This is a genomic window from Sphingosinicella flava (assembly GCF_016025255.1).
In the GTDB taxonomy this organism is placed as follows: Bacteria; Pseudomonadota; Alphaproteobacteria; order Sphingomonadales; family Sphingomonadaceae; genus Allosphingosinicella; species Allosphingosinicella flava.
On record NZ_CP065592.1, the window covers coordinates 1,496,019 to 1,520,637 of the forward strand.

Consider the following 24,619-nt stretch of genomic DNA (forward strand, 5'->3'; position numbering starts at 1 on the left):
GAAAAGCGGCTTGAGGGGTGCGGGCCGCCGTCCGGATCACCCGTCCGACAAAGGCGCGTCGATCAGGCAGCACAGGCCATCGGCCGCGAAGTGCAGCCTCACCGTGCCCCCCAGTTCGGCCGCCAAGACGCTTTCGATCAGGCGCGATCCGAAACCGCGCCCTTCCGGCAGCGAAACCTTGGGGCCGCCGTTTTCCTTCCACGTGAACGTGAGGCGCGCGTTCCCATCGCCTTCTTCCCTCGCCCATGTGATGGAAATTCGCCCCTCGTCGTTCGACAGGGCGCCATATTTGGCGGCATTGGTCGCCAGTTCGTGCAGGGCCATGGCAAAGATCACCGTCGCCTGGGGCGGGAGCTGCACCGCCGGCCCTTCCACCGTGACCCGCCCCTCCTCCAGCGCGCCGAAAGGCGCCAGCGCGGCCGTCACGATCTCGCCCAGCATCGCGCTTTCCCAGCTTTGCCGGGTCAGCACGTCATGGGCGGCGGCAAGGGCGGACAGGCGGCCTTCGAACGTGCGCTGCACGGCTTCCGGCACCTCGCCGCGCTTGAAGGTCTGGCGTGCCGTCGCCTGCACCAGGGTCATGGTGTTCTTGACCCGATGATTGAGCTCGCCGAGCAGGATTTCCTTGTGCCGCTCCGCCTTCTTGCGCTCGGTCACGTCGCTGAAGGTGCAGGCGACGCCGCCGCCCTGCTTGGGCGAGAAGCGAAGCTCGATGCTGGTGCCGGGCCGGTGATTGGACGCCATTTCAAGCCTTTCCGGCTTGCGCGTCTCCATCACGCGGTGGAGCGCCTGTTCAAGCTCGGTGCCGTGGATATAGGGCATGACCTCCCAGATGTTCCGCCCCAGGGCTTCCTCCCGCTTGAAGCCGAAATACTCCTCGGACGCTTTGTTGAGCAGGCTGATCGTCCACTTCGCATCGACGGCGATGAAGCAATCGGAAATGCTTTCAAGAACGGTGTTGAGCCGCCGCGCGATGACGATGCGGTCGGTAAGGTCGATGCAGGCGCCGGTCATGTAGGCGGCCTTGCCGTCGTCGCCGAAATAGACCTTGGCCCGGTCGTGCAGCCAGCGTTCCTTGCCGTCCGGCCGGACGACGCGATATTCCATGTCGAAATCGGCGCCGGTGGCGATGCTGGTCTCGCACGCGGCGATGAAGGCGTCGCGATCGTCAAGGTGGATGCGGGCCGCGCATTCCTCGATCGTCGTCGGTCCTTCCTCCTCCGGAAACCCGAACAGGCGGTTGAGCGTGGCGTCGAATTCGAGGGCGCCGGTCCGCAAATCCCAGCGAAAGGTTCCGGCGCCCGATCCCTCGAGCGCCGCGCGCAGCCGCTCCTCCCGATCGCGCAAGGCTTCTTCGGTCCGCTTGGTTTCGGTGATGTCGTACGTCACGCCGAAATGACGGACCTTGCCGTCCTCGACGGTCACCGCCTCGCCCCGCCGTACGATCCACCGCTTCTCCCCGGTCAGCGGATGGATGACGCGATAGGCGGCGCGGCCGACGCCATAATCGCCGTCCTGGCGGACAGAGGCGAGATCGTCGGGATGGAGCATGTTTTCGGCCTGCGCCACCGTGATCTCGTCCGTGGGGTCGAGGCCCCAGACCTTGCAAAATTCCTCGGAAACCAGGATGCGGCCTTGCTCGGGAAGGATCTCGTACGTGCCGATGCCGCCCGCCCGTTGCGCAACCCGCAACCGTTCGTTGGCGGTCCGGGCCTCCTCCATGGCCTTTCGTTCCGCATCGATATCGCGCACGACAACCAGGCCGCCGACGATATGTCCGTGATCGTCGCGAATCTGGCTGGCGGTCAGCCGGATCCAGTTCCTGCCGCCGTCCTTCCGCTCGTAATGCACGTCGAGCTCGGCCTCCAGCGCGCCCTTGAGAACGCGGACGAGCGGATAATCTTCCGCTTCCACCCGGCGGCCATCGGCATGATAGGCCACCCAATTGCCATGTTCCTCGATCGCTTCGGTGGGCAGGATGGGATGGCCGAAAATCTCCTCGGCCTTCCGGTTTCCGCCGAGAATGCGGCCGGACGCCGCGGCATAGACCAGGCCCACGGGCAGGGCGTCCAATAGCCTTTGCATCCCGCTTTCCAACGGAGAGCGGAACGCAGCCAGGACCGACGCGGCCTGCAGGTCGAACGTTTCGGCTTTCAACAACCGCTCCAGGGAAGGGCGCAGCGCCTGCTCATGTCGATTTCATTCACCCCTTTGCGGAATAGCCCCTGGATTGTGGGTATGCGGCTATTCATGCTCATGTAGCGCAGATTGGCCACTCCGTCACTGATCTTGCTCAAGATTAAGGGAACAAATCTTAACTTAACTTTGCAGGGCGATAACGGGGGTTGCCTTGCGATCCGCTTGTCCCGCACCCATTTCGCGTCGGCAGCGTTGCCCATGCATGCCGCGCCCTTGCATCATTAGAACAAATCTGGAACAGCCAATCTCATGCTGACTCATCTTTCGGTGCGCGGCGCGCGCGAGCACAATCTGAAGGGCGTGGACGTCGATATTCCGCGCGAGACGCTGACGGTCATCACCGGCCTGTCGGGCTCGGGCAAATCGAGTCTCGCCTTCGACACCATCTATGCCGAGGGGCAGCGCCGCTATGTGGAATCGCTCTCCGCTTATGCCCGCCAGTTCCTGGAGCTGATGCAGAAGCCCGACGTCGATCATATCGAGGGCCTGTCGCCCGCAATCTCGATCGAGCAGAAGACGACGAGCCGCAACCCGCGCTCCACCGTCGCCACCGTCACCGAAATCTACGACTACATGCGCCTCCTCTGGGCGCGGGTCGGCGTGCCCTACAGCCCCGCCACCGGCCTCCCCATCAGCGCGCAGACAGTCAGCCAGATGGTCGACCGCGTCATGGCCCTCCCCCAAGGCATGCGCCTCTATTTGCTGGCCCCCGTCGTGCGCGGCCGCAAGGGCGAGTACAGGAAGGAAATGGCCGAATGGCAGAAAGCGGGCTTCACCCGCGTCCGCATCGACGGCCAATTCTACGACATCGAAGACGCCCCCGCCCTCGACAAGAAGTACAAGCACGACATCGAAGTCGTCGTCGACCGTCTGGTGGTGCGCGAAGGCATCGAAACCCGCCTCGCGGATTCGCTGGAGACGGCCCTCAAACTGGCTGACGGCCTCGTCTACCTTGACCCCGCCGACGCGAAAGCCCTCCCCCTCGATGGGGGAGGGTTGGGTGGGGGTGATCTATCCGCCCGCACTGATGCCGGTCTCGAAAATCACCCCTCCCCAACCCCTCCCCATCGAGGGGAGGGGCCTAATAGCGGCCCCATCGAGGATGCCAATGCTGACGGAAGCACCGCCCGCACCGGCGTCGCCGCGGCCCTCACCCAGGCCTCGGACCGCAACGTCCTCGCCACCCACGCGCCCGCCGGCCGCATCACCTTCTCCGAGAAATTCGCCTGCCCGGTCTCCGGCTTCACCATCGCCGAGATCGAGCCGCGCCTGTTCTCCTTCAACGCGCCGCAGGGCGCCTGCCCGGCCTGCGACGGCCTCGGCGAAAAATTGCTGTTCGACCCCGAACTGGTCGTTCCGAACGAAGCGCTCTCGATCAAGAAGGGCGCCGTCGTCCCCTGGGCCAAATCCAACCCGCCCAGCCCTTATTACATGCAGGTCTTGGGCTCCCTCGCCCGCGAATATGGCTTCAGCCTCGAAACGCCGTGGCAGGATCTGCCGGAGGAGGTGCGCGACACCATCCTCCACGGCACGAAGGGCAAGCCCGTCACCCTCACCTTCGTCGACGGCCGCAAATCCTACGACGTGGTGAAGCCCTTCGAAGGCGTCATCGGCAACCTCAATCGCCGCATGATGCAGACCGAAAGCGCCTGGATGCGCGAGGAGCTCGCCAAATATCAAAGCTCCGCCCCCTGCGAGGTGTGCGACGGCGCCCGCCTCCGCCCCGAGGCGCTGTCCGTGAAGATCGCCGGCGAGGACATCTCCGTCTCCACCCGCCGCAGCGTCGTCCGCGCGCTCGAATGGTTCGCCACCCTCGAGGAGAAACTGAACCCGCAGCAGCGCGAAATCGCCCGCGCCATCCTCAAGGAAATCAACGAGCGCCTCGGCTTCCTCAACAATGTCGGCCTCGACTATCTGAACCTCGACCGCACGTCCGGCACCCTGTCGGGCGGCGAGAGCCAGCGCATCCGCTTGGCCTCCCAGATCGGCTCGGGCCTGTCGGGCGTCCTCTACGTCCTCGACGAGCCCTCGATCGGCCTGCACCAGCGCGACAATGACCGCCTGCTCGTGACCCTCAAACGCCTCCGCGACCTCGGCAACACCGTGCTCGTCGTCGAGCATGACGAGGATGCGATCAAGACCGCCGACTATGTCATCGACATGGGCCCCGGCGCCGGAGTGCACGGTGGACAAGTGGTGGCGGCGGGCTCACTGGATGAGGTGCTGGCCAACGAGAACAGCCTCACTGCCGACTACCTGACGGGACGGCGCGCAGTCGCCGTTCCGGCAACCAGACGGAAGGGCAATGGCAAGAAGCTCACAGTCCACGGCGCCAAGGCGAACAATCTGAAGGACGTGACGGCCAGCATCCCCCTCGGCACCTTCACCTGCATCACCGGCGTCTCGGGCTCGGGCAAGTCGTCCTTCACCATCGACACGCTCTACGCCGGGGCCGCCCGCCATCTGAACGGCGCCCGTGTCCAGGCGGGCAAGCACGACAAGCTCTCGGGCTTGCAATATCTCGACAAGGTGATCGACATCGATCAGTCGCCGATCGGCCGCACCCCGCGCTCCAATCCGGCCACCTATACCGGCGCCTTCACCAACATCCGCGATTGGTTCGCCGGCCTCCCCGAGGCGCAGGCGCGCGGCTACAAGCCCGGCCGCTTCTCCTTCAACGTGAAGGGCGGCCGCTGCGAGGCGTGCACCGGCGACGGCCTCATCAAGATCGAAATGCACTTCCTCCCCGACGTCTACGTCACCTGCGACGTCTGCCACGGCCAGCGCTACAATCGCGAGACGCTGGAGGTGAAGTTCAAGGGCAAGAGCATCGCCGACGTGCTCGACATGACGGTCGAGGATGCGGTGGAATTCTTCAAGGCCGTGCCCCCGATCCGCGACAAGATGGCGATGCTGGCGGAGGTCGGCCTCGGCTACGTCAAGGTCGGCCAGCAGGCGACGACCCTGTCGGGCGGCGAGGCGCAGCGCGTGAAGCTCGCCAAGGAACTCAGCCGCCGCGCCACCGGCCAGACGCTCTACATATTGGACGAGCCCACCACCGGCCTCCATTTCGAAGACGTCCGCAAACTCCTCGAAGTCCTCCACGCCCTCGTCGAGCAGGGCAACACGGTGGTCGTGATCGAACATAACCTCGAAGTCATCAAGACCGCCGACTGGGTCCTCGACCTCGGCCCCGAAGGCGGCGACAAAGGCGGCGAGATCGTCGCGGAGGGCATTCCGGAAGACGTGGTGAAGGAACCCCGCTCCTACACCGGCGCCTACCTCAAGCCCCTCCTCGACGCCCCCCGCGCGGAACCCGCACCCGCACCGGCCAAGAAAAAGCGCCGCACCCCCACCCGCCAACAAGAAGCCGCCGAATAACCCAAATTCCCCCCTCCCTTTCAAGGGAGGGGCCGGGGGTGGGTGCGAGGCGAAGCCGAGCCTTCAACCGTCGTACTGAACTCCGAAGACGAGGCTACCAAGTTAGCTATGCTCTTTTAGTGAATGCAACTACCCGCCGAACAAAGGCAAGCAATTCAGCATCATTGATATCAGCCGTTTGCCAAGCTGGATTGGTGTCATGGTGGAAGCGATTTGCATAATCAGTAAGAGTAGCAAGTTCGTCCACATCGTTTTGGCACAGTATCTGCGTAGCGCCTCCTACATGTTGGCTAGCAATGAGCCGGAAGCGTCCGAGTAATGTTCCAGGCGGGAAGTGTTCTGGATACGCTACGCGCAAGAAGGCTTCTAAGGTGGGCCTGATTGCCTCGGCCACTTCGCGCGGATTATCGACTTGGTTGTCTAAATAAGTGCGGAGTTTGGCGTGTCTCTTGTCGTGCTCTGTCACCCCATGAGTTGAGACATCCCAGATCCTTAGCGTTGATCCGGCTCCGGAGCGAGCGACTTCGATCGCAATACGCCCGATTTGACCCGGACTTTCCCATAAATGGCAGACCAGCGGCCGACTGTGTGAGAGAACTATGACTTGCTCCACTTCTGCAGCAAGACGCCTAATCTCACTTACAGTCGCAAAAGCCCTGTGTTCGTCCAAGCTATTTATAGGGTCGTCAATGACGACCACCTTCTGCGGTCTTTCCTCGTCCTGAGAAATGCTCGCCAGAAAAACTGCCAGGGCTAATGTGTTCCGGTCGCTTGTACTGAGAACGGTCTTAAACGATGGCTCGCCAATTGCGTCCGAGTTCACCGAGACAGGGTGGTTGGGGCTGTTGTCGATAACAACGCTGTAAACGCACGAGGGACCTCGCCGCGTGTTCAGAGATTTGACCCCATCAATGCGAAATCCTGCGTTTAAACGGCGGAGGTAGAGATTGATGGCTTCCTGGAACGCCGGAAACACGTTTTGAAGGTGGGCGTCCAATGCTCTCTTTCGAGCTGAACGTCGGGACTCTGTGCTCTTTTTCGCTGCCTTTTCGCTTAGATAAGCAGAGCATTTAGCGTCTATACTTGGATCGAAGCGGTCTTTCCCCGCTTCCAAGCGAGCTAGGTCGTCCCTCAGGGTCTGAAGACTTGTGACAGAGACAGCTTCACGTACAGCTGCTGCCTTTTCGTTGATCTCCCTGACACGGGAGTTGTACTCATCTATGGTGCGGCACTGGACGGTCAAAGCGTGCAGCGCTTCCTGCGTCCCCGTTGAGAGGCTAAAAGCCTCCAAGGGAGCTTCTGCTTTCTGCTTCAACTGCTGCAGCAGGGAATCACGAGCGCGGATAGCTGCAGCGAGAAATGCCTCGACATCAGCTTCGAGTTGAGGAGCATCGATGAATTCGGACCAAAAAAGGCTTTTGGACGAATTTTCGCTAAATTGGGCTCGGATGCGGTCCAGCGCTGTCGCGCCATATATCTGGTCAAGCCGCTGGATGGTTCTTTGAATTTTCGCCTTCAGTTCGTTGTACGTCGCACTAAAGTGCTGAGAGTAGGCTTGGGCTAAAGCCGACGGAGCGAGTGACTGAGCACAATAGGGACAATCTTCACCCAGCTCCGCCCTATGTTCATGCTGAATTCGCTGGCCTTGGGCTACCCACGCTTCACCGCCTAAGCCAAGCCGCTGGAGGTGAGCACTTACACGTCGCTCAGCTTCAGCAGCAACATCTGGCAACTGCTCTCGCAGGAGTGTTTCGATCGCCTCCGGCGGTAGCTCAATTGCGGGAAGCTCCTCAAGCGCCCGCATCTTCGTTATGGCTTCTTGCTGTTGAGCTGCAGAAACCGCCTTCCCAGCTTCCTCAATACGTGCGTCAATGTCCTCTAGGCGGGGCAACTCACAAAACTGATCAATAGTGAGGCCGCGAAGCGCCTTTTGCGGTATTGTAGCTGCCAGTGTACGTAGCTGCACATTGTGCTTCTCTATGGCATCCACTTCAGTCTGGAGGCTACGTAGCAGAGCCACCCCTCGTGCTCCGACGATTAGTCCGTGGAGCCCCTCCCGCTGTGGCGACTGCACGACAAGTCCTGAATAGACATTGTCATTGATGAATTGCTCATCGAACACTGCGATATTCGCTTTTGCCGCACTCCATTGGCCATCCTGAAAAACCATGGCGTTGGCTTCGTCGCTAAAGGCCAGGGCAACCTGTGCAGCGCGAGTGCCGCCGAGCCGCCGGCGCTCCCGGATCGGCAACGGGTCGCCCGTTTGCAATGACCGGAAAATGCTAACAAGCGTCGTCTTGCCTCGGGCATTTTCAGCATACACTAGGGATAGAGGCGTCAACTCGATGTTAGCTGCGGCTACATGATCGAATTGTCCGATCCCCTGAACCAACCTAATATGCTGAAGCACTTTTATCCCCTTCCATTTTTAGGAATGCTATCAGGAAAACGGCGCCGTTAAAGCGCAAGTTAATCCAGAAGGAGTAGCATAAGTGCCAAAAACCATTTTCCTACACATAACCAAATGAGATAAATGGTACGGTCATGATGAACCATGACCGCACCGGGGACGAGCCCCGCTTCACCGCCCTCACCATTGTCGAGGGTTCCGATCACATTCCCGAAGTGCCGCTGGAGCCGCTTATCGCTTCCGGGCTCGAAAGCGCGGAAACCGAAACACGCGGGCTCAGGCGCGACGGCTGGACGCCGGAGCGCAAGCGGCTGTTCCAGGAAACGCTCGCCGAATGCGGCACGGTATCGAAGGCGTGCCGCATCGTGGGGATGAGCGCGCAGTCCGCTTACAATCTCCGCAACCGCGATCCCTTGTTCGGCGCGGGTTGGGACACCGCCCTTCTCCTCGCCCGCCAGCATCTCGCCGACGAGATCATGGCGCGCTGCATGAACGGCGTGATCGAGCAGGTCTACCGGAATGGTGAGGTGGTGGCGGAGCGTTACCGCTACGACAACCGCCTCTCCATCGCGATGCTGAACCGCCTCGACGCCCGCGCCGACCGCGCCGAGCGGCTTGGGGCGGGCCAGCACGCCCTCGCCGCGCGCTGGGCCGACTATCTCGACGCGCTTGGCGCGGACAAGCCGGACGACGCCCGCGCCCTCCTCGATCCGGACGCCGAAAAGAAGGCCGCGAGAAAAGCGCGGGAGCATCAAGTTCATCAACTTCCCCTCGAAGAGCCGGAGGAAATCGATCATCACATCGTCTGGCAGAAGGATGACGGCGTCTGGTGGACCGATTATCCGCCGCCGCCCGATTTCGACGGGGATGAGGACGGCAGCTATGACGACGGCGATTACGCCCGCACCCTGACCCCGGCCGAAGCGGCGGTGATGGACGCGCGCGAGGCGGAGGAGGAAGCGGAGATGGCGGAGGATGAGGAAGCGCAGGCCGCCCGCCAGCGCGACATCTTCTTCGGCTTCGCGGGCGAAGAGGAGGAGGATCTGCCGGAAGACGAAGTGGAGGACAAACGCCCCTCCTCCGCTATTTCCCCCACCTCCGTCATTCCCGCCTGCTCCGTCAGTCCCCCCTCCTCCGTCATTCCCGCGCAGGCGGGAATCCAGCCGCGCGTCGCGCAAGACTCACAAAGCGTCTGGACTCCCGCCTGCGCGGGCGCGACGGGGGAAGCGATGCACATCCGCCCCTACGCCCCCGCCGACGCCTCGGCGCTCGCCACCCTCTACGCCCGCTCGGTCCGCCATTTCGGCCCGCGCGCTTATGCGCCGGAGCAGGTGGACGCCTGGGCCGCCCCCCCCTGCCCCGACCGCATGGCGGCGCGCTGCGCGGACGGCCGGACGGTGCTGGTGGCGGAAGGGCCGGACGGCACCCTCCTCGGCTATGGCGACATGGAGCCGGACGGGCATTTGGACTTCCTCTACACCGCGCCGGAAGGCGAGGGCCGCGGCGTCGGATCGGCCCTCCTCGCCGCGCTGGAAGAGGTGGCGCGCGCCCAGGGCAGCGCCCGCATCTTCGTCGAAGCCAGCGAACTCGCCCGCCCTCTCTTCGAGCGCCGGGGCTTCACCCTCCTCCGCCGCAACCACTTCGCCATCGGCGGCGTCCCCATCCACAATGACAGCATGGAGAAACGGCTGACCTGACGGGCCTCGCCGTCATTTCCGCCCGCGCGGGACTCGCCCGCGGTAGGCAGTGGCGCTCTCCGCCGCCATCTGTCATCATTCCCCAAAAAGAGGGGGATGCCAGGAATGACCGCACGTCTCGGCCTGTTCGGGGGGCTTGCCGCGTTTGCGCTGCTGTTGCTGCTGCCCGCGCCGGAGGGGATGCCCCTCACCGCCTGGCGCACCGTCGCGCTCGTCGTGCTGATGGCGGCATGGTGGATGACGCAGGCCCTGCCGCTCACCGCGACGGCGCTCCTGCCCTTCCTCCTCTTCCCCCTCTTCGGGGTGATGAGCGCCAACGACATTGCCGGCGCTTATTATTCGCCGATCCTGTTCCTGGTGCTCGGCGGGGCGATGATCGCACTCGCCATCGAACGCACCCGGCTCCATTGCCGCCTCGCCCTCGCCATCGTCGCGCGCGGCGGCCGGACGCCGGGCGGCCTGCTCCTCGCCTTCATGACCGCGACGGCGCTCATCAGCCTGATCGTCTCCAACACCGCGACCACCCTCATCATGATCCCGATCGGCATGGCGGTGCTGCAGGCAGCCGATGTTGAGAAGGGCGCGACCGATGGCTTTCCCGGCGCGCTGGTCATGGGCATCGCGTTCGCCGCGACGTTCGGCGGCTTCGGCACCCTGGTCGGCTCCCCCACCAACGCCATCGCCGCCGGGATCATCGAGCGGAGCACCGGCTTCACCGTCGATTTCCTCACCTGGTCGCTCTACGGACTGCCGGTCGTTCTGGTGTCGGTGCCGCTCTGCTGGTTCATCCTGATGCGGGTGCAGCGCGTCGACGCGCACGGCTTCGATACGACGGCGGCGCGCGAGGGGATCGGCAATGTCGGCGCCTGGTCGGTGGCGGAAAAGAGGCTGGTGCCGCTCGTCGCCCTCGTCCTCGCGGGCTGGTTCGCGCTGCCCTTCCTCACCGGCCATCTCCCGGCCGGAACATTGACGGACGGCGCCATCGCGGTGGCGGGCGCGCTCCTGCTCTTCGTCATCCCGGACGGCACGGGCCGGCCGATCCTCACCTGGGACGAGGCGAACCGCGCGCCTTGGGGCGTCATCATGATGTTCGGCGGCGGCCTCGCGCTCGCCACCGGCATCGAGCAATCCGGCCTCGCCGGGTGGATGGGGGAAGCGATGAAGCCGCTCGCCGCCGTCCACCCGCTCCTCATCGCCGTCGTCCTCACCGCCTTCGTCATCCTCGTCACCGAATTCGCGTCCAACGTCGCGGCGGCGAGCGGGATCATGCCGGTGGTGGCGGGCGTGATCGCGGCGACGGGGGTCGATCCCGTCCTCCTCGCCCTCCCCGCCGCCTTCGCCGCGAGCTGGGGCTTCATGCTGCCTTCGGGCACCGGCCCCAATGCGATCGCCTGGGGCACCGGTCACATCGCCCTGCCGCGCATGTTGCAGACCGGGCTGCTGCTCGACCTTGCCGGTGTCCCGATCATGGTCGGCAGCGTCTGGGCCATTGCCGCCTTGGCCGGCTAAGGCTAGGAGGAGCGCGGGCAACAGACCTCACCCCCCGGGAACGCTCCTCGTCGAGCGCGGCCGGTGAGCCTGCCTCCTTTTCCAAGGAGGGGTTCGGTCTCCACGCAGAAGTGCAACAGGAGACAGACATGACAGACGAATCCGACATCACCGCCACCCCGCGCCGCCGCCCGAAGCCGGACGTCATCGAGATCGGCGGCCGCAAACTGAAGCCCGCGACGTTGATGATGGGCCACGGCTTCGATCCGGCCCTCTCGGAAGGCGCGCTGAAGCCGCCCATCTTCCTCACCTCCACCTTCGTTTTCGAAAATGCGGCGGCGGGCAAGCGCCACTTCGAAGGCGTCACCGGCAAGCGCCCCGGCGGCGCCGAAGGCCTCGTCTATTCGCGCTTCAATGGCCCCAACCAGGAAATCTTGGAAGACCGCCTCGCCGTTTGGGAAGATGCGGAGGACGCGCTCACTTTCTCCTCGGGCATGTCGGCCATCGCCACCTTGCTCATGACCTTCGTGAAGCCGGGCGACGTCATCGTCCACTCCGGACCGCTCTATGCGGCGACCGAGACGCTGATCGGCCGCATCCTCGGCAAGTTCGGCGTGCAGTGGCTCGATTTCCCGGCGGGCGCGACCAAGGAAGAAATCGAGGCTGTCGTCGCCAAGGCAAAAGAATTGGGCCGCGTCTCGCTCATCTATCTCGAAAGCCCGGCCAACCCGACCAATCAACTGGTCGACGTACAGGCCGTGCGCGCCGTGCGCGACGCTCTGTTCAGCGGCGATGAAAAACCGCCCATCGCCATCGACAACACTTTCCTTGGGCCGCTCTGGTCGCGCCCCCTGGATCACGGCGCGGACCTTAGCGTCTATTCGCTCACCAAATATGCGGGCGGGCACAGCGATCTCGTCGCGGGCGGCGTCGTCGGATCGCAGGCGCTCATCACGCCCATTCGCATGATGCGCAACACGATCGGCACGATCACCGATCCCAACACCGCCTGGATGCTGCTCCGCAGCCTCGAAACGCTGGAACTCCGCATGAGCCGCGCCGGCGAGAATGCCGCCAAGGTCTGCGCCTTCCTGAAGGACCATCCGAAGGTCGAAAGCGTCGGCTATCTCGGCTTTCTGACCGATGGCCGCCAGGCGGATATCTACCGTCGCCACTGCACCGGCGCGGGCTCGACCTTCTCGCTCTATCTGAAGGGCGGCGAGCGCGAAGCCTTCGCCTTCCTAGACGCGCTGAAGATCGCCAAGCTCGCCGTGTCGCTCGGCGGCACCGAAACCCTGGCCAGCGCCCCCGCGGCGATGACCCACCTTTCCGTTCCGGACGAGCGCAAGAAAGCGATGGCGATCACCGACAACCTCGTCCGCATTTCCATCGGTGTCGAGGATGCGGAGGATCTGATCGCGGACTTCGATCAGGCTTTGGCGGCGATCTGACGATCAGGGCTGGGGACGCTTGCTCCAGTCGAGCACTTCCCAGCCCTCCGCTTCCGCCAGCCGAACAAGCCGGTCGTGCGCGTTGGTTGCGACCGGTTCGTCGGACCAATGGTGGACCGGCGCGTCGGAGACGTGGTCGGAATAGAAGCGGATATGGACGGCCTCGCGGGTCAGCCCTTCCCGTTCCAGCCACGCCTGGATCATCGCGAGCTTTTCGTCGCCGTAGCAGTTTCGCCCTTCGATCTTCGCGACGATCCGCCCTGCGGCATCCAGCCCCGTTTCCGTCGCGATAACGTCGTGGATACCGAGACGTTCGGCGATGGCGGCGGCGTAGAGGCGGTAGGACGCCGTCGCCATCACCACCCGCCGCCCCGCCGCGCGGTCCGCCGCGATGCTCGCCCGCGCGCCGGGCAGGATGTTGGTCGCGACCTGCTTGTCGGCGAAGCTCTGGATCACCGGCTCCAGCCGCTCGGGCGCGATGCTGCGGCCGATGAGCAAGGTGTAGTTGATTTCCTTCAGCCGTCCCCGGTCGATCAATTTCGCGACATAGGCCAGCATCGACAGGATCACGAACGGCATGAGGACCAGCCGCCAAGGCGCCAGCTGCCGCGCGGCATGGATCAGGAACGGCGTGTAGGTCGCTCGCCGTGTGATCGTCCGGTCCATGTCGTAAATGGCGAGCGCGCTCTTCATGTGGCCGCAGGAGCACGGAAAGCCGGGATTTGTCCACCCCCGGAACGACCTTGCCCGTTTCCGGTTATTGGCGCAGTGTCCCGCCCGATGAACGATATCGCCCAGCTTGACGAGACGGAGGAGAACGGCCGCAAGGTGCTGCGCTTCGCCGGTCCGCTCACGCTCGCGCGCCTCGGCCGCCTGCCCGACCGGCTGAAGGAGGTTGAGGGGCAAGGCATGATCGTCGACGTGAGCGGCGTCGAGCGGATGGACACGGTCGGCGCCTGGCTCGTCCACCGGCTGGTGCGCGATCACGACGCCCATGTGCGTGGGGCCGACGAAAGCACGTCCTTCCTCCTTGAAAATGTCGCCGCCGCCGACCAGCCCGCGAAGATCCGGCCCGATCGCCGTCCGCCCGTCGTCCAGATCCTCGATCAGATGGGTACGGCGACGTCTATGGCGGGCAAGACGCTTCTCGGCCTCCTCGGTTTCTTCGGCGCCCTCCTCGTCACCACCTGGACGGTCATCAAGCGTCCGCGCCGTTTCCGCTTCAACGCGACGGTGCAGCGTTTCGAAGTGGTCGGCGTCCATGCGCTCGGCATCATCGGCCTCATGAGCTTCCTGATCGGCATCGTCATCGCTCAGCAAGGCGCGGTGCAGCTCCGTCAATTCGGAGCGGAAGTCTTCACCATCAACCTCGTCGGCCGCCTCACCTTCCGCGAGCTCGGCGTGCTGATGACGGCGATCATGGTCGCCGGCCGGTCGGGCAGCGCCTTCGCCGCGCAGATCGGATCGATGAAGCTCGCCGAGGAAGTGGATGCGATGCGCACCATCGGCGTTTCGCCGATGGAGGCGCTCGTTCTGCCGCGCGTCATGGCGACGGTGCTGCTGATGCCGCTCTTGGGCTTCTATTCCTCCATCGTCGCGATCGTCGGCGGCGGCCTTCTCTGCTGGGTGTCGCTCGACATTCCGCCAGCGACCTTCATCCAGCGCATCCGCGAGGTGACGCCGATCACCGACGTCTGGATCTCGCTCATCAAGGCGCCGGTCTTCGGCGCGATCATCGGCATATCGGGCTGTTTCCAGGGCATGCAGGTCGAAGGCAATAACGAGGAAGTGGGCCTGCGCACCACGGCCGCCGTCGTACAGGCGATCTTCCTCGTCATCGTGCTCGATGCCTTCTTCGCCGTCTTCTTCTCGGAGGTCGGCTGGGTATGAGCGAGAAGGACGACGACATCGTCATCCGCGTGCGCGGGCTCAAGAACGGCTTTGGCGACCAAATCGTCCATGACAGGCTCGACCTCGACGTCCGCCGGGGCGAGATATTGGGCGTGGTCGGGGGATCGGGCACCGGCAAGTCGGTCCTGATGCGCTCGATCATCGGCCTTCAAACCCCGATCGAGGGCGACATCAGCGTCTTCGGCCAATCGATGATCGGCAAGGACGAGACAGAGGCGAAGAACATTCGCCGCCGCTGGGGCGTCCTGTTCCAGGGCGCGGCCTTGTTCTCGACCCTCACCGTCGCCGAGAATGTGCAAGTGCCGATCCGCGAATTCTATCCCCGCATCGACGCGCAGCTTCTCGACGAGATCGCGACTTACAAGATCGCGATGAGCGGCCTGCCGCCCGAAGCGGCGATGAAATATCCGTCCGAGCTGTCGGGCGGCATGAAGAAGCGCGCCGGCATCGCCCGCGCCCTGGCGCTCGACCCTGAGCTGCTTTTCCTCGATGAACCGACCGCCGGCCTCGATCCGATCGGCGCGGCGGCGTTCGACGCGATCGTCCGGGAGCTGCAGAAGAATCTCGGCCTCACCGTCTTTCTCATCACCCACGATCTCGACACGCTCTACGCCATTTGCGACCGCGTCGCGGTGCTGGCGGACCAGAAAGTCGTCGCGATTGGAACGATTCCGGAATTACTTGCTTTGGACCACGCATGGATTCAGGAATATTTCAACGGGCCCCGCGGACGCGCAGCCCGAGCGACCGAGGAAGCAGGGGCTGAAGCCTGATGGAGAATAGATCCAACCACGTTCTGGTCGGCGGCGTCGTTATGGCGCTGGTCGTCGCCGTCGTCATCTTCCTCATCTGGATCGCCAATGCGGGCAGCGACACGGAGAAGGAATATGACATCTTCTTCCAGCAGGGCGTCAGCGGCCTGAACAAGGGGAGCAGCGTCACCTTTTCCGGCGTGCCCGTCGGTCAGGTGCGGATGATCAGCCTGATGCCCAAGACGCCGCAATTCGTGCGGGTCCGCATCTCGGTTCAGAACGATACGCCGATCGTCAGGGGCACGACCGCGACCATCCAGGGCGTCGGCTTCACCGGCGTGTCCGAAATCCAGCTCGAACCGCCGGAGGGAGGGGGTACACCGAGCCGGACGCCGCCTCCGCTCACTTGCCCTGAGCGCAACACGGCCTCCCAATGTCCCTTCGGCGTGCCGGTCATCCCGACCAAGCCGGGGGGCCTCGGCGCCCTCCTCAACAGCGCGCCCCAATTGCTGGAACGCGTGTCGACGCTGACGGAGCGCGTCACCGAATTGCTGGATGAGGACAATCAGCAGTCGCTCTCCGCCATTCTCGACAATGTCGAGACGATCAGCGGCGCGCTGGCCGACCGTTCGCCGGAAATCGCCGCGACGCTCGCCGAAGCGCGCATCGCCATCCGCCAGGCGGGCGAAGCGGCCGAGGCCTGGGGCCGGGTCGCCGGATCGGCCGATCAATTGCTCAACGAGGAAGGCCGCCCGCTCATCAACGACCTGCGCAGCACGATCCGGGCCGCCGACCGGAGCCTTGGGACGCTTGAGGCGACGATCAACGACGCCCGCCCCGGCGTGCAAAATTTCTCGAAGCAAACCTTGCCGGAGATCGGCCAGCTGGTCCGCGACCTGCGCGAAACCAGCGATGCGCTGCGCTCGATCACCACGCGGATCGACCAGCAAGGCGCGGCTTCGATCCTGGGCGAACCCAAATTGCCGGATTATAAGAGATGAGAATGACCCTCCCGTTCCGCTCCGCACTGCCTCTCGCCTTGCTCGCATCCCTTTCGGGATGCATCAGCTTCGGGCCGAAGCCGCCTGAATCCCTGCTGACTCTCACCGCCGCGCAGGTTCGGGCGGAAGGAACGACGCGAACGGCGGCCCAGTCCGAAACCGTCATCGTATCCCTGCCCACGGTGCCGCAGGAATTGCGCGTCACCCGGGTGCCCGTGCGCACCGGCGCGACGGAGCTTGCCTATTTGAAGGACGCGCAATGGGTGGAGCAGCCCAATGCCCTGTTCGGCCGCCTGCTGACCGAAACCATTGCGGCGAGCGGCCGGGTGGTCATCGACGCGCGCCAAACGACGTTCGAGCCCGGGATCGTGCTGACCGGCCAGCTTCAGTCTTTCGGCATCGATGCGGATCGCACCGAAGCGGTGATCGTTTATGACGCCGCCCTTGCCGGCCCCGGCAGCACCGTCCGTACCCGCCGTTTCGAAGCACGCGCGCCAATTGCCGAAATCGACGTGGAGGCCGCCGGCCCCGCGCTCAACCAGGTTGCGAACCAGGTGGCGGGTGAAGTCGCGGCTTGGCTCAACGGCGGCTGATCAGCCCAGGCTCTTCGACACCTGCTCGAACACGTCTTTCGAAAGATCATCCGCGGCGAGAATGCGGCTGAGTTCGGCCTTCATCTTGTCCGCCCGGTCAGCGTCGAACCGCCGCCAGCGTCCCAGCGGCGGGACGAGCCGCGCCGCCGTTTGGGGGTTGAGCTTGTCGACCGCCAGGATCATGTCGGCCAGGAAGCGGTAACCGCTGCCGTCCGCCACGTGCAAGGCGCACTGGTTCGCCGCGAAGCCGCCGATCAGGGCGCGCAGGCGGTTGGGATTGGAAAGCGTGAAGTCCGGGTGATCGGCCAGCGCCTTCACGACCGCCCCGGTATCCGGGCGGGTCGAAAGCGCCTGCACGCTGAACCATTTGTCGATGACCAGCGCATTGCCGCGATAGCGGTCGTAAAAGGCCGCCAGCGCGGCTTCCCGCTCCGGCGCATCGCTGTTGACGAGGACGCCGAGCGCCCCCTGCCGATCGGTCATGTTGTCGGCCGCGTCGAACTGTTGCCGCGCCAACGCGGCCGCATCCTCCGCTCCGCCCGCCATCAGATAGGATAAAGCGACTGTGCGCAGCCGCCGCGCGCCTTTGGCCGCAGGCGAATATTCGAAACGATTGGCCGTGGTGGCGGCATAAAGATCGCGCCACAGCCGTTCGAGATCGGCGCCGAGATCGGCGCGGAGCGCTTCGCGCGCTATATGGATCGCATTGGGATCCACCATCTCCATCTGATCGCCGATAAAGGCCTCGCTGGGCATCAGCACCGCTTCGGCGATGAAGGCTGGGTCGAGATTGGGATCGGACAAGGTGCGCCGCACCGCCTCTGTCACCGGCCCTGAGTCCGCCGCGCCGTTCCGGATCGCGCCGAGCAGCGTGTCCAGCATCAACTGCTGCATCGCTTCGTAACGGGCGAAAGGATTGTCGTCATTGGCCGACAGGAATGCGAGATCGCCCGCGCTGCGGTCCGCCTCGACGATGACCGGCGCGGAAAAATCGCGATTGATCGACAGGATGGGGCGTTCGCCGATGCCGTCGAATATCACTTCCTGCGCGACGCCTTCCAACACGATCAGCCGGTCGGCATATTTCTCGCCCGTCAGGTCGCCGAACAAGGCGACCTTGAGCGGTACCGGCATCGGCTGCTTGCTGTCCTGACCGGGTGTCGGCGGCACGGCCTGCTCCAAGGTGAGATGCGCGCGTCCTGCGGCATCGTCATGGCGCAAGCTGGCGGTGATGCGCGGCGTTCCGGCTTGCGCATACCAAAGGCGGAAGCGCGAGAGATCGACGCCGTTGGCATCTTCCATCGCCTTCACGAAATCCTCGCATGTCGCCGCCTCCCCATCGTGCCGTTCGAAATAGAGGTCGGTGCCGCGCCGGAAGCCTTCGCCGCCCAGCATGGTGTGCATCATGCGGATGATCTCGGCGCCCTTATCGTAGATGGTCGCCGTGTAGAAATTCGAAATCTCGATATAGGATTCGGGGCGGATCGGGTGGGCGAGCGGCCCGGCATCCTCGGGAAACTGGATGGCGCGAAGGGCCCGGACATCCTCGATCCGCTTCACCGCCGCGCTGCCCTGATCGGCCGAGAACTGCTGGTCGCGAAAGACGGTGAAGCCTTCCTTCAACGACAGCTGAAACCAGTCGCGGCAGGTGACGCGGTTGCCCGACCAATTGTGGAAATATTCGTGCGCCACGACGCCCGCGACGGCATCGTAATCGGCATCCGTCGCCGTGTCGGGATCGGCGAGGATGTAACGCGAATTGAAGATGTTGAGGCCCTTATTCTCCATCGCGCCGAAGTTGAAATCGCTGACCGCGACGATGTTGAACACATCGAGATCATATTCGCGGCCATAGACTTTCTCGTCCCAGGCCATCGACGCCTTCAGCGCGGCCATCGCATGATGAGTCTTGGGCAGGTCTTCGGGCCGCACCCAAATGCCGAGATCGACGGTGCGCCCGCTCTGCGTCACGAAGCGGTCGCGATTGGCCTGTAGGTCGCCCGCGACCAGGGCGAAGAGATAGCAGGGCTTGGGGTAAGGATCGTTCCATTCCGCATAATGGCGTCCGCCTTCCAGATCGCCCGACCCGACCGGGTCGCCATTGGCGAGCAGCACCGGGTAAAGCGCCTTGTCCGCGCTCATCCGCACCGTGTAGCGGCTCAGGACATCGGGCCGGTCGGGGAAGAAGGTGATGCGCCGGAATCCTTCCGCCTCGCATTGCGTGCAAAGAATGCCGCCCGAGGCATAAAGGCCCATGAGCTGGGTGTTGGCGGCAGGCTGGATTGCGACGGTCGTCTCGACGCTGTCGCCGCTGTTGACGCCCTCGACGATCAGCATATCGCCATCCAGCGCATAATCGGCCGGGGCGCCATTCACCCGCACATCGAGCAGCGTCAGATTCTCGCCGTCGAGGCGAAGCGGGGCGCCTTCGGCTCCATTCCGTTCGACCGTCAGCCGGGAACGGACGAGGGTGCGCTCGGCGCCGAGATCGAAATCGAGGTCGATCGAGGGCACCAGCCATTCGGGCGGGCGATAATCCTCGCGGCGAGTAGGGGCGGGCGCGGCGGCTTGGGTGGTCTGAACGTCGAGCATCCAGGCGATGTAGGCCCTGCCCCGTTCCCCCGCAATGATCGGGCGCAAACAGCCTTAAGGCTGGCTCAGCCGGAAGTATTGCGCTCGCGAAGGGCGATGAACAAGCCGGAGAGCGCAAGGACGCCGCCCGCCAGCGCGAGGGGGGTCCAGACATAGCCTTCGAACATCGTGGATAGCGCCATGGCGATGATCGGCACGATCAGGCTGTTATAGGCGGCTTTTGCGGGCCCCACAGCCCGGATGATCCCGAAGTAAAGGGGGAAGGCCAAAGCCGATGCGAACAGGCCGAGATAAAGAACGCCAGCAATATAGGAAAAGCGATAGTCGACGACCGGAGGCCCTTGGGTGGCGAGGGCAAGGGCGGCATCGGCGATGACGCCGTAGAACATGCCCCAGGCGATCATGCTCGCCATCGGCCGCATGCGCAGCCGCTCCGAAGCCTGGAGCACGTTCGAAACGGAGGCCGAGAGAACGCCGCAGATGGTGAGGCCGATGCCGAGCCAAATCTCGGAAGGTGCGACAGCGCTGGTCCGCATTTCCTGCACGAAAAGCAGGGCGATGCCCGCGACCGCGATGGCCGATCCGATCAGGAACCCTCGCGTGATGCGATGTTTCAGGAACAGCCAGCCCAGCGTCGTATTAGGCACCATCAAGAGCGCGAAGACGACCGCGACGAGGCCCGACGTCACATGATGCTCGGCCGCATAGACGAAATTGAAATTGAGGAAGAATTGCGGAATTCCGAACATGAGGGCGAGCTTGTGCCCCTCCGGTCCGATCCGCAGCGAGGCGCCGGTGAGCCGCGCATAAGCGAACATGGCCGCGGCGGCGATGACGAAGCGGTAGGTGACGGACCAGATGGCGGGAACGACGCCCAACTGGTCGCGGATGACCAGCCAGGTCGACCCCCAGATGAAGGTGATGACGATGAAGGGGGCGAAAACCCTCGGGTCGCGGAAGCTGCCGCCCCCGGCGCTCACAAGGCCTCGATCGCGGCGGCGAGCGCGTCGATATCCTCTTCCCTTTGGTCCCAACTCACGACCAGCCGTATTTCGCCCGGCGCCCAATTGTAGAAATCGAAACCTTTCGCGCGCAGGCCCGCCGCTTCTTCTTGGCTAACCTTCAGGAACAGCTCGTTCGCCTCGACCGGATGCACGAGCCTCTTGCCCGCCGCCCCGGCAACGCGCTGGGCGCCCGAATTGGACGCGCGGGCATTGCGAAGCCATACATCGTCCTTCAGCATCGCCAGGATCTGCGCGGCCATGTAGCGGCCCTTGGACAGCAAATGCCCGGCCCGCTTGCGGCGATAAAGCGTCGCCCGCGCCTCCGCCTCATGGCCGAAGAAAATGAGCGCCTCGGCCGACATGCCGCCATTCTTCACAAAGCCGAAGGAGAGGACATCGACCCCCGCCTTCCACGTCACCGCGGCGGGCGTGCAATCAAGCGTCGCGACCGCATTGGCAAAACGCGCGCCATCCATGTGGAAGCCCAATTTCTTCGCCTTCGCGATCGCACCCAGCGCCGCCACCTCGTCCGGCGTGTAGGCAAGGCCATATTCGGTCGCGTTGGTGATCGACAGGGCATGCGGCTGCACCCAGTGGACGCCGTCCGGCATCCGCTCCAGCATGCTCTCCACCGTCTCCGGCGACAATTTCGCGCCAGCGCCTTCGCCCAGGATGAGCTTCGCGCCATTGGTGTAGAATTCGGGCGCGCCGCATTCGTCATTCTGGATATGCGCGTCGCGGTGGCAGAGAATGCCGCCATAAGGCGGACAGAGCGCGGCGAGCGCCAGCGAATTGGCGGCCGTGCCCGTCGATACCCACAAGGCTTTCACCTTCGTCTCGAACAGATCGGAGAAAGCGGCGTCGAGCGCCTGGCTCAACGCATCCCCGTCATAGGCGGTGTCATGATGATTGGCGGCGTGAAGCGCCTCCATCACTTCCGGGCAGGCGGAGGCGGCATTGTCGGAAAAAAAGCGCATGGCCGCGCCATAAATGGGTCGCCGCAAAGGTCAACGAGGGATCGGCTCAAGCCCCCCCTTCTTCTAATTGCTTGAGCAGGGATGTCATGAGATGCCAGAAGGATCGGTAGAATGCCGCGCCTGGCACCCAACTGGCATGAAACCATACCTCCATTTCATCGTCCGAGGACATTGCAAGCGGATTGAGCAACAAAACAGCATCGTCTTCTTCAGTCGACTTATAGTAAGGGCTAAGCTGGATGGTTGTCGCGATTTGGCGACTGTGGCGATCGCCGCCTTCGGACCACACGGCGATTTCTTCCACATGCTCCTGCTTGAAAGGGACGATTTCTTCTACTGGAAGGATTGACGAAATCGACCAAGCCGGACTCCGCCACCCATTCGATACTTTGTAAAAAGCCCGCAAAGAGGGCGGGAAGCGCAGGCCCAGCCGCGACTCCGCTTCGGCGATCGCGCTTTCTGGGGCGGGCTCTTCTCCTAGCCAGCGTTTTTTGATCTGAGTGAGGGATAATCTTTCCCTGATATCCTCGTCGGCGATCGCAGCATCGGACATTCGCTGAAGCAGGGAACGCCATTGGGGCTCCGTGACGGCCGCAGCGCCTTCGCCATGCACCTCATCCGAAGCGCCCGAATCCATAGCATGACCGCCGAACATCCCGGCTATTTGCGCGGGCGTCAGCATATCGCCTTCCAGCGGCGCTCCGGCAAAACCTTCTGCAAAATCGATTAGCGCCTTCTGATCGGGCTGAAGAGAATTCATCTTCTTCAAAGAACCCAGCCATTTGGAAAAATAATTGGATTCCGTCATGATTACTGCCCCTTTTTGTTGGGGGCACGTTTATCCCCCTCAACCTCGTTACGAAGACGAAGTTAATAGGATATTGCGGCGGTCTCTTGCCGGAATCATTCATCAGTCGGGAAGGGTCCGATGGTGCTGCCGGTGAGGATTGAACTCACGACCTCAGCCTTACCAAGGATGCGCTCTACCACTGAGCTACGGCAGCATCGCCATCGGCGAGGCGGCGCTATGCGGGGGGTGTCCCGATATGTCAAGGCGGCTTGCGGCGAAGGGCGGCATGCGGCTAGCCAACCCTCATGAGCAAGGACGATCCCGAAAAGGCCCGCCGTCTCGCCGAGGCGCTCCGCCAGAACCTCCGCCGCCGCAAGGCGCAGGCGCGAGGCACCTCAAATCCAGCCAAGGGCCACCGCGACGCCGAGGACTATGGCGACGGCGGCCGCGAGGGTTAAGCCGCGCCGCCGCATCACAGCGCCGCGCATTGGGCGCGGAGCCAGGCCAGCGGTTCGCCGTCCAGTTGCGGAGCGACGATGTCCAGCACCTTCCGGTGATAGGCATTCACCCAGTCCCGTTCGGCCTCACTCAGCAGCGCAACGTCGATCAGCGCCGGATCGAGCGGCGCGAAGGTGAGCGTTTCGAAGGTCAGCATGCTCTTTTCCGCGCCCGGAACATCGGCGGGGACGACCAGCACCAGATTTTCGATCCGGATGCCATATTCGCCCGTCTTGTAATAACCGGGCTCGTTCGAAAGCATCATGCCCGCGCGCAGCGGTTCGTCCGATCCCGCCTGGCTGCTGCCCGCCTGGGTGATGCGCTGCGGCCCTTCGTGAACGGAGAGATAGGAGCCGACGCCATGGCCGGTGCCGTGCGCGTAATCGAGACCTGCGGCCCAAAGATATTGCCGCGCCAGCGTATCGAGCTGCACCCCGCGCGTGCCGGCCGGGAAGACCGCGGTGGCGAGCGCGATATGCCCTTTCAGCACGCGGGTATAGCGATCGCGCATTTCTTGGCTGGGCGTGCCGACCGCGACGGTGCGGGTGACGTCGGTCGTGCCGTCCGGATACTGGCCGCCCGAATCGACGAGATAGAGCGAGTTCACCTCGATCTTCCGGTTCGTCTCTTCGCTCGCCTTGTAATGGACGATGGCGCCGTTCGGCCCCGCGCCTGAAATCGTGTCGAAGCTGAGGTCGCGCAGGTCGCCGCCCTGACGCCGGAAATCCTCCAGCTTGTCAGACGCAGTGAGCTCGTTGAGGCCGCCTTTCGGCGCTTCGAGTGACAGCCAGTGGAGAAAGCGGACGAGCGCCGCGCCGTCGCGCGCTTGGGCGGCTTTGTGCCCGGATATTTCCGCCGCATTCTTAATTGCTTTGGGCAGGACGGCGGGATCGCGCTGGCGCATCACCTTGGCGCCCGCGCCCTCCAGCGCTTCGAAGATGGCCGCGACCGCACGTTCGGGGTCCGCGACGACGGCTTTGCCGCCGAGCGTGCCGAGATAGGATTCGAAATTGCTCCGCTCATGCAGCCGCACGCCGTTGCCGAGATGCTGGCGCACATCGTCGCCCACCTTCTCGCCCGCGACGAAGAGATCGGCGGTGCCATCGTCATGCACGACGGCGAAGGACAGAGCGACGGGCGTGTGGCTGACGTCGACCCCTCTTATGTTGAACGTCCAGGCGATCGAATCGAGGGCTGAAAGAATGGCGGCATCGGCGCCTTCGCCTTTCAGCCAATCCGCCATGTCCTGCCGCTTCGCCGCCGAGGATTTGCCCGCCAGCGCATCCGGATGGACGATCAGCCGCGCCTTGGACGGCTCAGGCCGGTCGGCCCAGACGGCATCGATGGGATTGCGCGGCACCGCGACCAGTTGGGCGCCCTTGTCCGCCAGCGCCGCCCGCGCCTTCTTCACCCAGTCGCTGGTGTGGAGCCAGGGATCGTAGCCGATCCGCGCGCCATTTTGGGCATGTGCCTTCAGCCAATCGGCGATGCTGGTTTCCGGCACCGATTGGTAGCTCCAATATTTGCCGTCCACCTGATCGCGCACCTGCAAGGTATAGCGCCCGTCCGTGAAGATCGCCGCTTCCTGCGGCAGCACGACCGCCGCGCCCGCAGAGCCCTTGAAGCCGGTCAGCCAGGCCAGGCGCTGGGCATAGCTTCCGACATATTCGCTCATATGCTCGTCGGTCAGCGGCACGACGAAGCCGTCGAGACGGTCGGCATCGAGTTGGGCGCGGAGGGCCTTCAAGCGATCTTCATAGCTGGACATGGGCGGCTTTCCGATTGAAACTGCGCTTCAGATAGGCCGATCCGGCACGTTTCGCCACCGGGTCCGTATCAAGGGGGCAACATCCATGCGTTTCGCGCTTTCTCTCC

The 24,619-nt window shown here is 64.0% G+C and carries 17 protein-coding genes and 1 tRNA gene; 9 read left to right on the forward strand and 9 right to left on the reverse strand.

Annotated features, from left to right (window positions below; genetic code table 11):
• Positions 1–36: 36 nt before the first annotated feature.
• A complete protein-coding gene (locus IC614_RS07790; RefSeq protein ID WP_200970791.1) occupies positions 37–2,085 on the reverse strand; it encodes a PAS domain-containing sensor histidine kinase in 2,049 nt (682 codons plus the stop codon).
• A 363-nt stretch (positions 2,086–2,448) separates the two neighbouring features.
• On the opposite strand from IC614_RS07790, the gene uvrA reads away from it, so the two are divergent.
• Positions 2,449–5,580: an excinuclease ABC subunit UvrA gene (uvrA, locus tag IC614_RS07795; protein ID WP_200970792.1), complete on the forward strand. Its 3,132-nt coding sequence runs from the start codon at positions 2,449–2,451 to the stop codon at positions 5,578–5,580.
• 106 nt (positions 5,581–5,686) lie between these two features.
• Here the strand turns inward: uvrA and IC614_RS07800 are convergent, their stop codons facing one another.
• Complete coding sequence (locus tag IC614_RS07800; RefSeq protein WP_207791102.1) at positions 5,687–7,990, reverse strand: AAA family ATPase; 2,304 nt, start codon at positions 7,988–7,990, stop codon at positions 5,687–5,689.
• 134 nt (positions 7,991–8,124) lie between these two features.
• Here IC614_RS07800 and IC614_RS07805 point away from each other — a divergent pair, with 134 nt between their 5' ends.
• The 3 genes from IC614_RS07805 to IC614_RS07815 all read left to right on the forward strand — a co-directional run bounded on the left by IC614_RS07805 (position 8,125) and on the right by IC614_RS07815 (position 12,626).
• Positions 8,125–9,687 carry a GNAT family N-acetyltransferase gene (locus IC614_RS07805; protein WP_200970794.1) on the forward strand — a complete coding sequence of 521 codons (1,563 nt, stop codon included), beginning with the start codon at positions 8,125–8,127 and terminating at the stop codon, positions 9,685–9,687.
• A gap of 105 nt (positions 9,688–9,792) precedes the next feature.
• Positions 9,793–11,196: an SLC13 family permease gene (locus IC614_RS07810; protein ID WP_200970795.1), complete on the forward strand. Its 1,404-nt coding sequence runs from the start codon at positions 9,793–9,795 to the stop codon at positions 11,194–11,196.
• Positions 11,197–11,324: 128 nt separating this feature from the next.
• Entirely contained in the window at positions 11,325–12,626 is a 1,302-nt protein-coding gene (locus tag IC614_RS07815; protein ID WP_200970796.1) for a cystathionine gamma-synthase family protein, read from the forward strand.
• A gap of 3 nt (positions 12,627–12,629) precedes the next feature.
• Here the strand turns inward: IC614_RS07815 and IC614_RS07820 are convergent, their stop codons facing one another.
• On the reverse strand, positions 12,630–13,319 hold the full coding sequence (locus IC614_RS07820; protein ID WP_200970797.1) for an HAD family hydrolase: 690 nt from the start codon (positions 13,317–13,319) through the stop codon (positions 12,630–12,632).
• Positions 13,320–13,406: 87 nt separating this feature from the next.
• Between IC614_RS07820 and IC614_RS07825 the strand changes: the two genes are divergently transcribed.
• Genes IC614_RS07825 through IC614_RS07840 form a run of 4 tightly spaced genes read left to right on the forward strand, consistent with a single transcriptional unit; the run spans position 13,407 to position 16,883 of the window.
• Complete coding sequence (locus IC614_RS07825) at positions 13,407–14,516, forward strand: ABC transporter permease (RefSeq protein WP_200970798.1); 1,110 nt, start codon at positions 13,407–13,409, stop codon at positions 14,514–14,516.
• Entirely contained in the window at positions 14,513–15,310 is a 798-nt protein-coding gene (locus IC614_RS07830; protein ID WP_200970799.1) for an ABC transporter ATP-binding protein, read from the forward strand. Before IC614_RS07825 ends, IC614_RS07830 begins: the two co-directional genes overlap by 4 nt.
• The gene (locus IC614_RS07835; protein WP_200970800.1) at positions 15,310–16,290 is read left to right on the forward strand and encodes an MlaD family protein; all 981 of its coding nucleotides are present in this window, start codon (positions 15,310–15,312) and stop codon (positions 16,288–16,290) included. The genes IC614_RS07830 and IC614_RS07835 overlap by 1 nt, the downstream gene beginning before the upstream one ends.
• Positions 16,291–16,292: 2 nt before the next feature.
• Positions 16,293–16,883: an ABC-type transport auxiliary lipoprotein family protein gene (locus tag IC614_RS07840; RefSeq protein ID WP_200970801.1), complete on the forward strand. Its 591-nt coding sequence runs from the start codon at positions 16,293–16,295 to the stop codon at positions 16,881–16,883.
• On the opposite strand, the gene pepN is transcribed toward IC614_RS07840, so the two are convergent.
• From pepN to IC614_RS07865, 5 genes are all read right to left on the reverse strand, one after another.
• Positions 16,884–19,475 carry an aminopeptidase N gene (pepN, locus tag IC614_RS07845; RefSeq protein ID WP_200970802.1) on the reverse strand — a complete coding sequence of 864 codons (2,592 nt, stop codon included), beginning with the start codon at positions 19,473–19,475 and terminating at the stop codon, positions 16,884–16,886.
• Positions 19,476–19,540: 65 nt separating this feature from the next.
• A complete protein-coding gene (locus tag IC614_RS07850; RefSeq protein ID WP_200970803.1) occupies positions 19,541–20,455 on the reverse strand; it encodes a DMT family transporter in 915 nt (304 codons plus the stop codon).
• Entirely contained in the window at positions 20,452–21,456 is a 1,005-nt protein-coding gene (locus IC614_RS07855) for a threonine aldolase family protein (protein WP_200970804.1), read from the reverse strand. Before IC614_RS07855 ends, IC614_RS07850 begins: the two co-directional genes overlap by 4 nt.
• Positions 21,457–21,502: 46 nt before the next feature.
• Positions 21,503–22,264: an SMI1/KNR4 family protein gene (locus IC614_RS07860; protein ID WP_200970805.1), complete on the reverse strand. Its 762-nt coding sequence runs from the start codon at positions 22,262–22,264 to the stop codon at positions 21,503–21,505.
• A gap of 121 nt (positions 22,265–22,385) precedes the next feature.
• Positions 22,386–22,460: transfer RNA gene (locus tag IC614_RS07865), tRNA-Thr, on the reverse strand.
• A gap of 91 nt (positions 22,461–22,551) precedes the next feature.
• On the opposite strand from IC614_RS07865, the gene IC614_RS07870 reads away from it, so the two are divergent.
• Entirely contained in the window at positions 22,552–22,704 is a 153-nt protein-coding gene (locus tag IC614_RS07870) for a hypothetical protein (RefSeq protein ID WP_200970806.1), read from the forward strand.
• Between the two features lie 14 nt (positions 22,705–22,718).
• Here IC614_RS07870 and IC614_RS07875 read toward each other — a convergent pair whose 3' ends face one another.
• Positions 22,719–24,512 (reverse strand): aminopeptidase P family protein, encoded by a 1,794-nt coding sequence (locus IC614_RS07875; RefSeq protein ID WP_200970807.1) that lies wholly within the window; start codon positions 24,510–24,512, stop codon positions 22,719–22,721.
• Between the last annotated feature and the right edge of the window lie 107 nt (positions 24,513–24,619).

Bases quoted from the DNA above. Each gene is read 5' to 3' on its own strand.
- IC614_RS07860 (WP_200970805.1), bottom strand. From the start codon at position 22,264: ATGACGGAATCCAATTATTTTTCCAAATGGCTGGGTTCTTTGAAGAAG.
- IC614_RS07790 (WP_200970791.1), bottom strand. From the start codon at position 2,085: ATGCAAAGGCTATTGGACGCCCTGCCCGTGGGCCTGGTCTATGCCGCG.
- IC614_RS07820 (WP_200970797.1), bottom strand. From the start codon at position 13,319: ATGAAGAGCGCGCTCGCCATTTACGACATGGACCGGACGATCACACGG.
- IC614_RS07835 (WP_200970800.1), top strand. From the start codon at position 15,310: ATGGAGAATAGATCCAACCACGTTCTGGTCGGCGGCGTCGTTATGGCG.
- IC614_RS07825 (WP_200970798.1), top strand. From the start codon at position 13,407: ATGAACGATATCGCCCAGCTTGACGAGACGGAGGAGAACGGCCGCAAG.
- IC614_RS07875 (WP_200970807.1), bottom strand. From the start codon at position 24,512: ATGTCCAGCTATGAAGATCGCTTGAAGGCCCTCCGCGCCCAACTCGAT.
- IC614_RS07840 (WP_200970801.1), top strand. From the start codon at position 16,293: ATGACCCTCCCGTTCCGCTCCGCACTGCCTCTCGCCTTGCTCGCATCC.
- uvrA (WP_200970792.1), top strand. From the start codon at position 2,449: ATGCTGACTCATCTTTCGGTGCGCGGCGCGCGCGAGCACAATCTGAAG.
- IC614_RS07870 (WP_200970806.1), top strand. From the start codon at position 22,552: ATGAGCAAGGACGATCCCGAAAAGGCCCGCCGTCTCGCCGAGGCGCTC.
- pepN (WP_200970802.1), bottom strand. From the start codon at position 19,475: ATGCTCGACGTTCAGACCACCCAAGCCGCCGCGCCCGCCCCTACTCGC.
- IC614_RS07805 (WP_200970794.1), top strand. From the start codon at position 8,125: ATGATGAACCATGACCGCACCGGGGACGAGCCCCGCTTCACCGCCCTC.
- IC614_RS07830 (WP_200970799.1), top strand. From the start codon at position 14,513: ATGAGCGAGAAGGACGACGACATCGTCATCCGCGTGCGCGGGCTCAAG.
- IC614_RS07815 (WP_200970796.1), top strand. From the start codon at position 11,325: ATGACAGACGAATCCGACATCACCGCCACCCCGCGCCGCCGCCCGAAG.
- IC614_RS07855 (WP_200970804.1), bottom strand. From the start codon at position 21,456: ATGCGCTTTTTTTCCGACAATGCCGCCTCCGCCTGCCCGGAAGTGATG.
- IC614_RS07810 (WP_200970795.1), top strand. From the start codon at position 9,793: ATGACCGCACGTCTCGGCCTGTTCGGGGGGCTTGCCGCGTTTGCGCTG.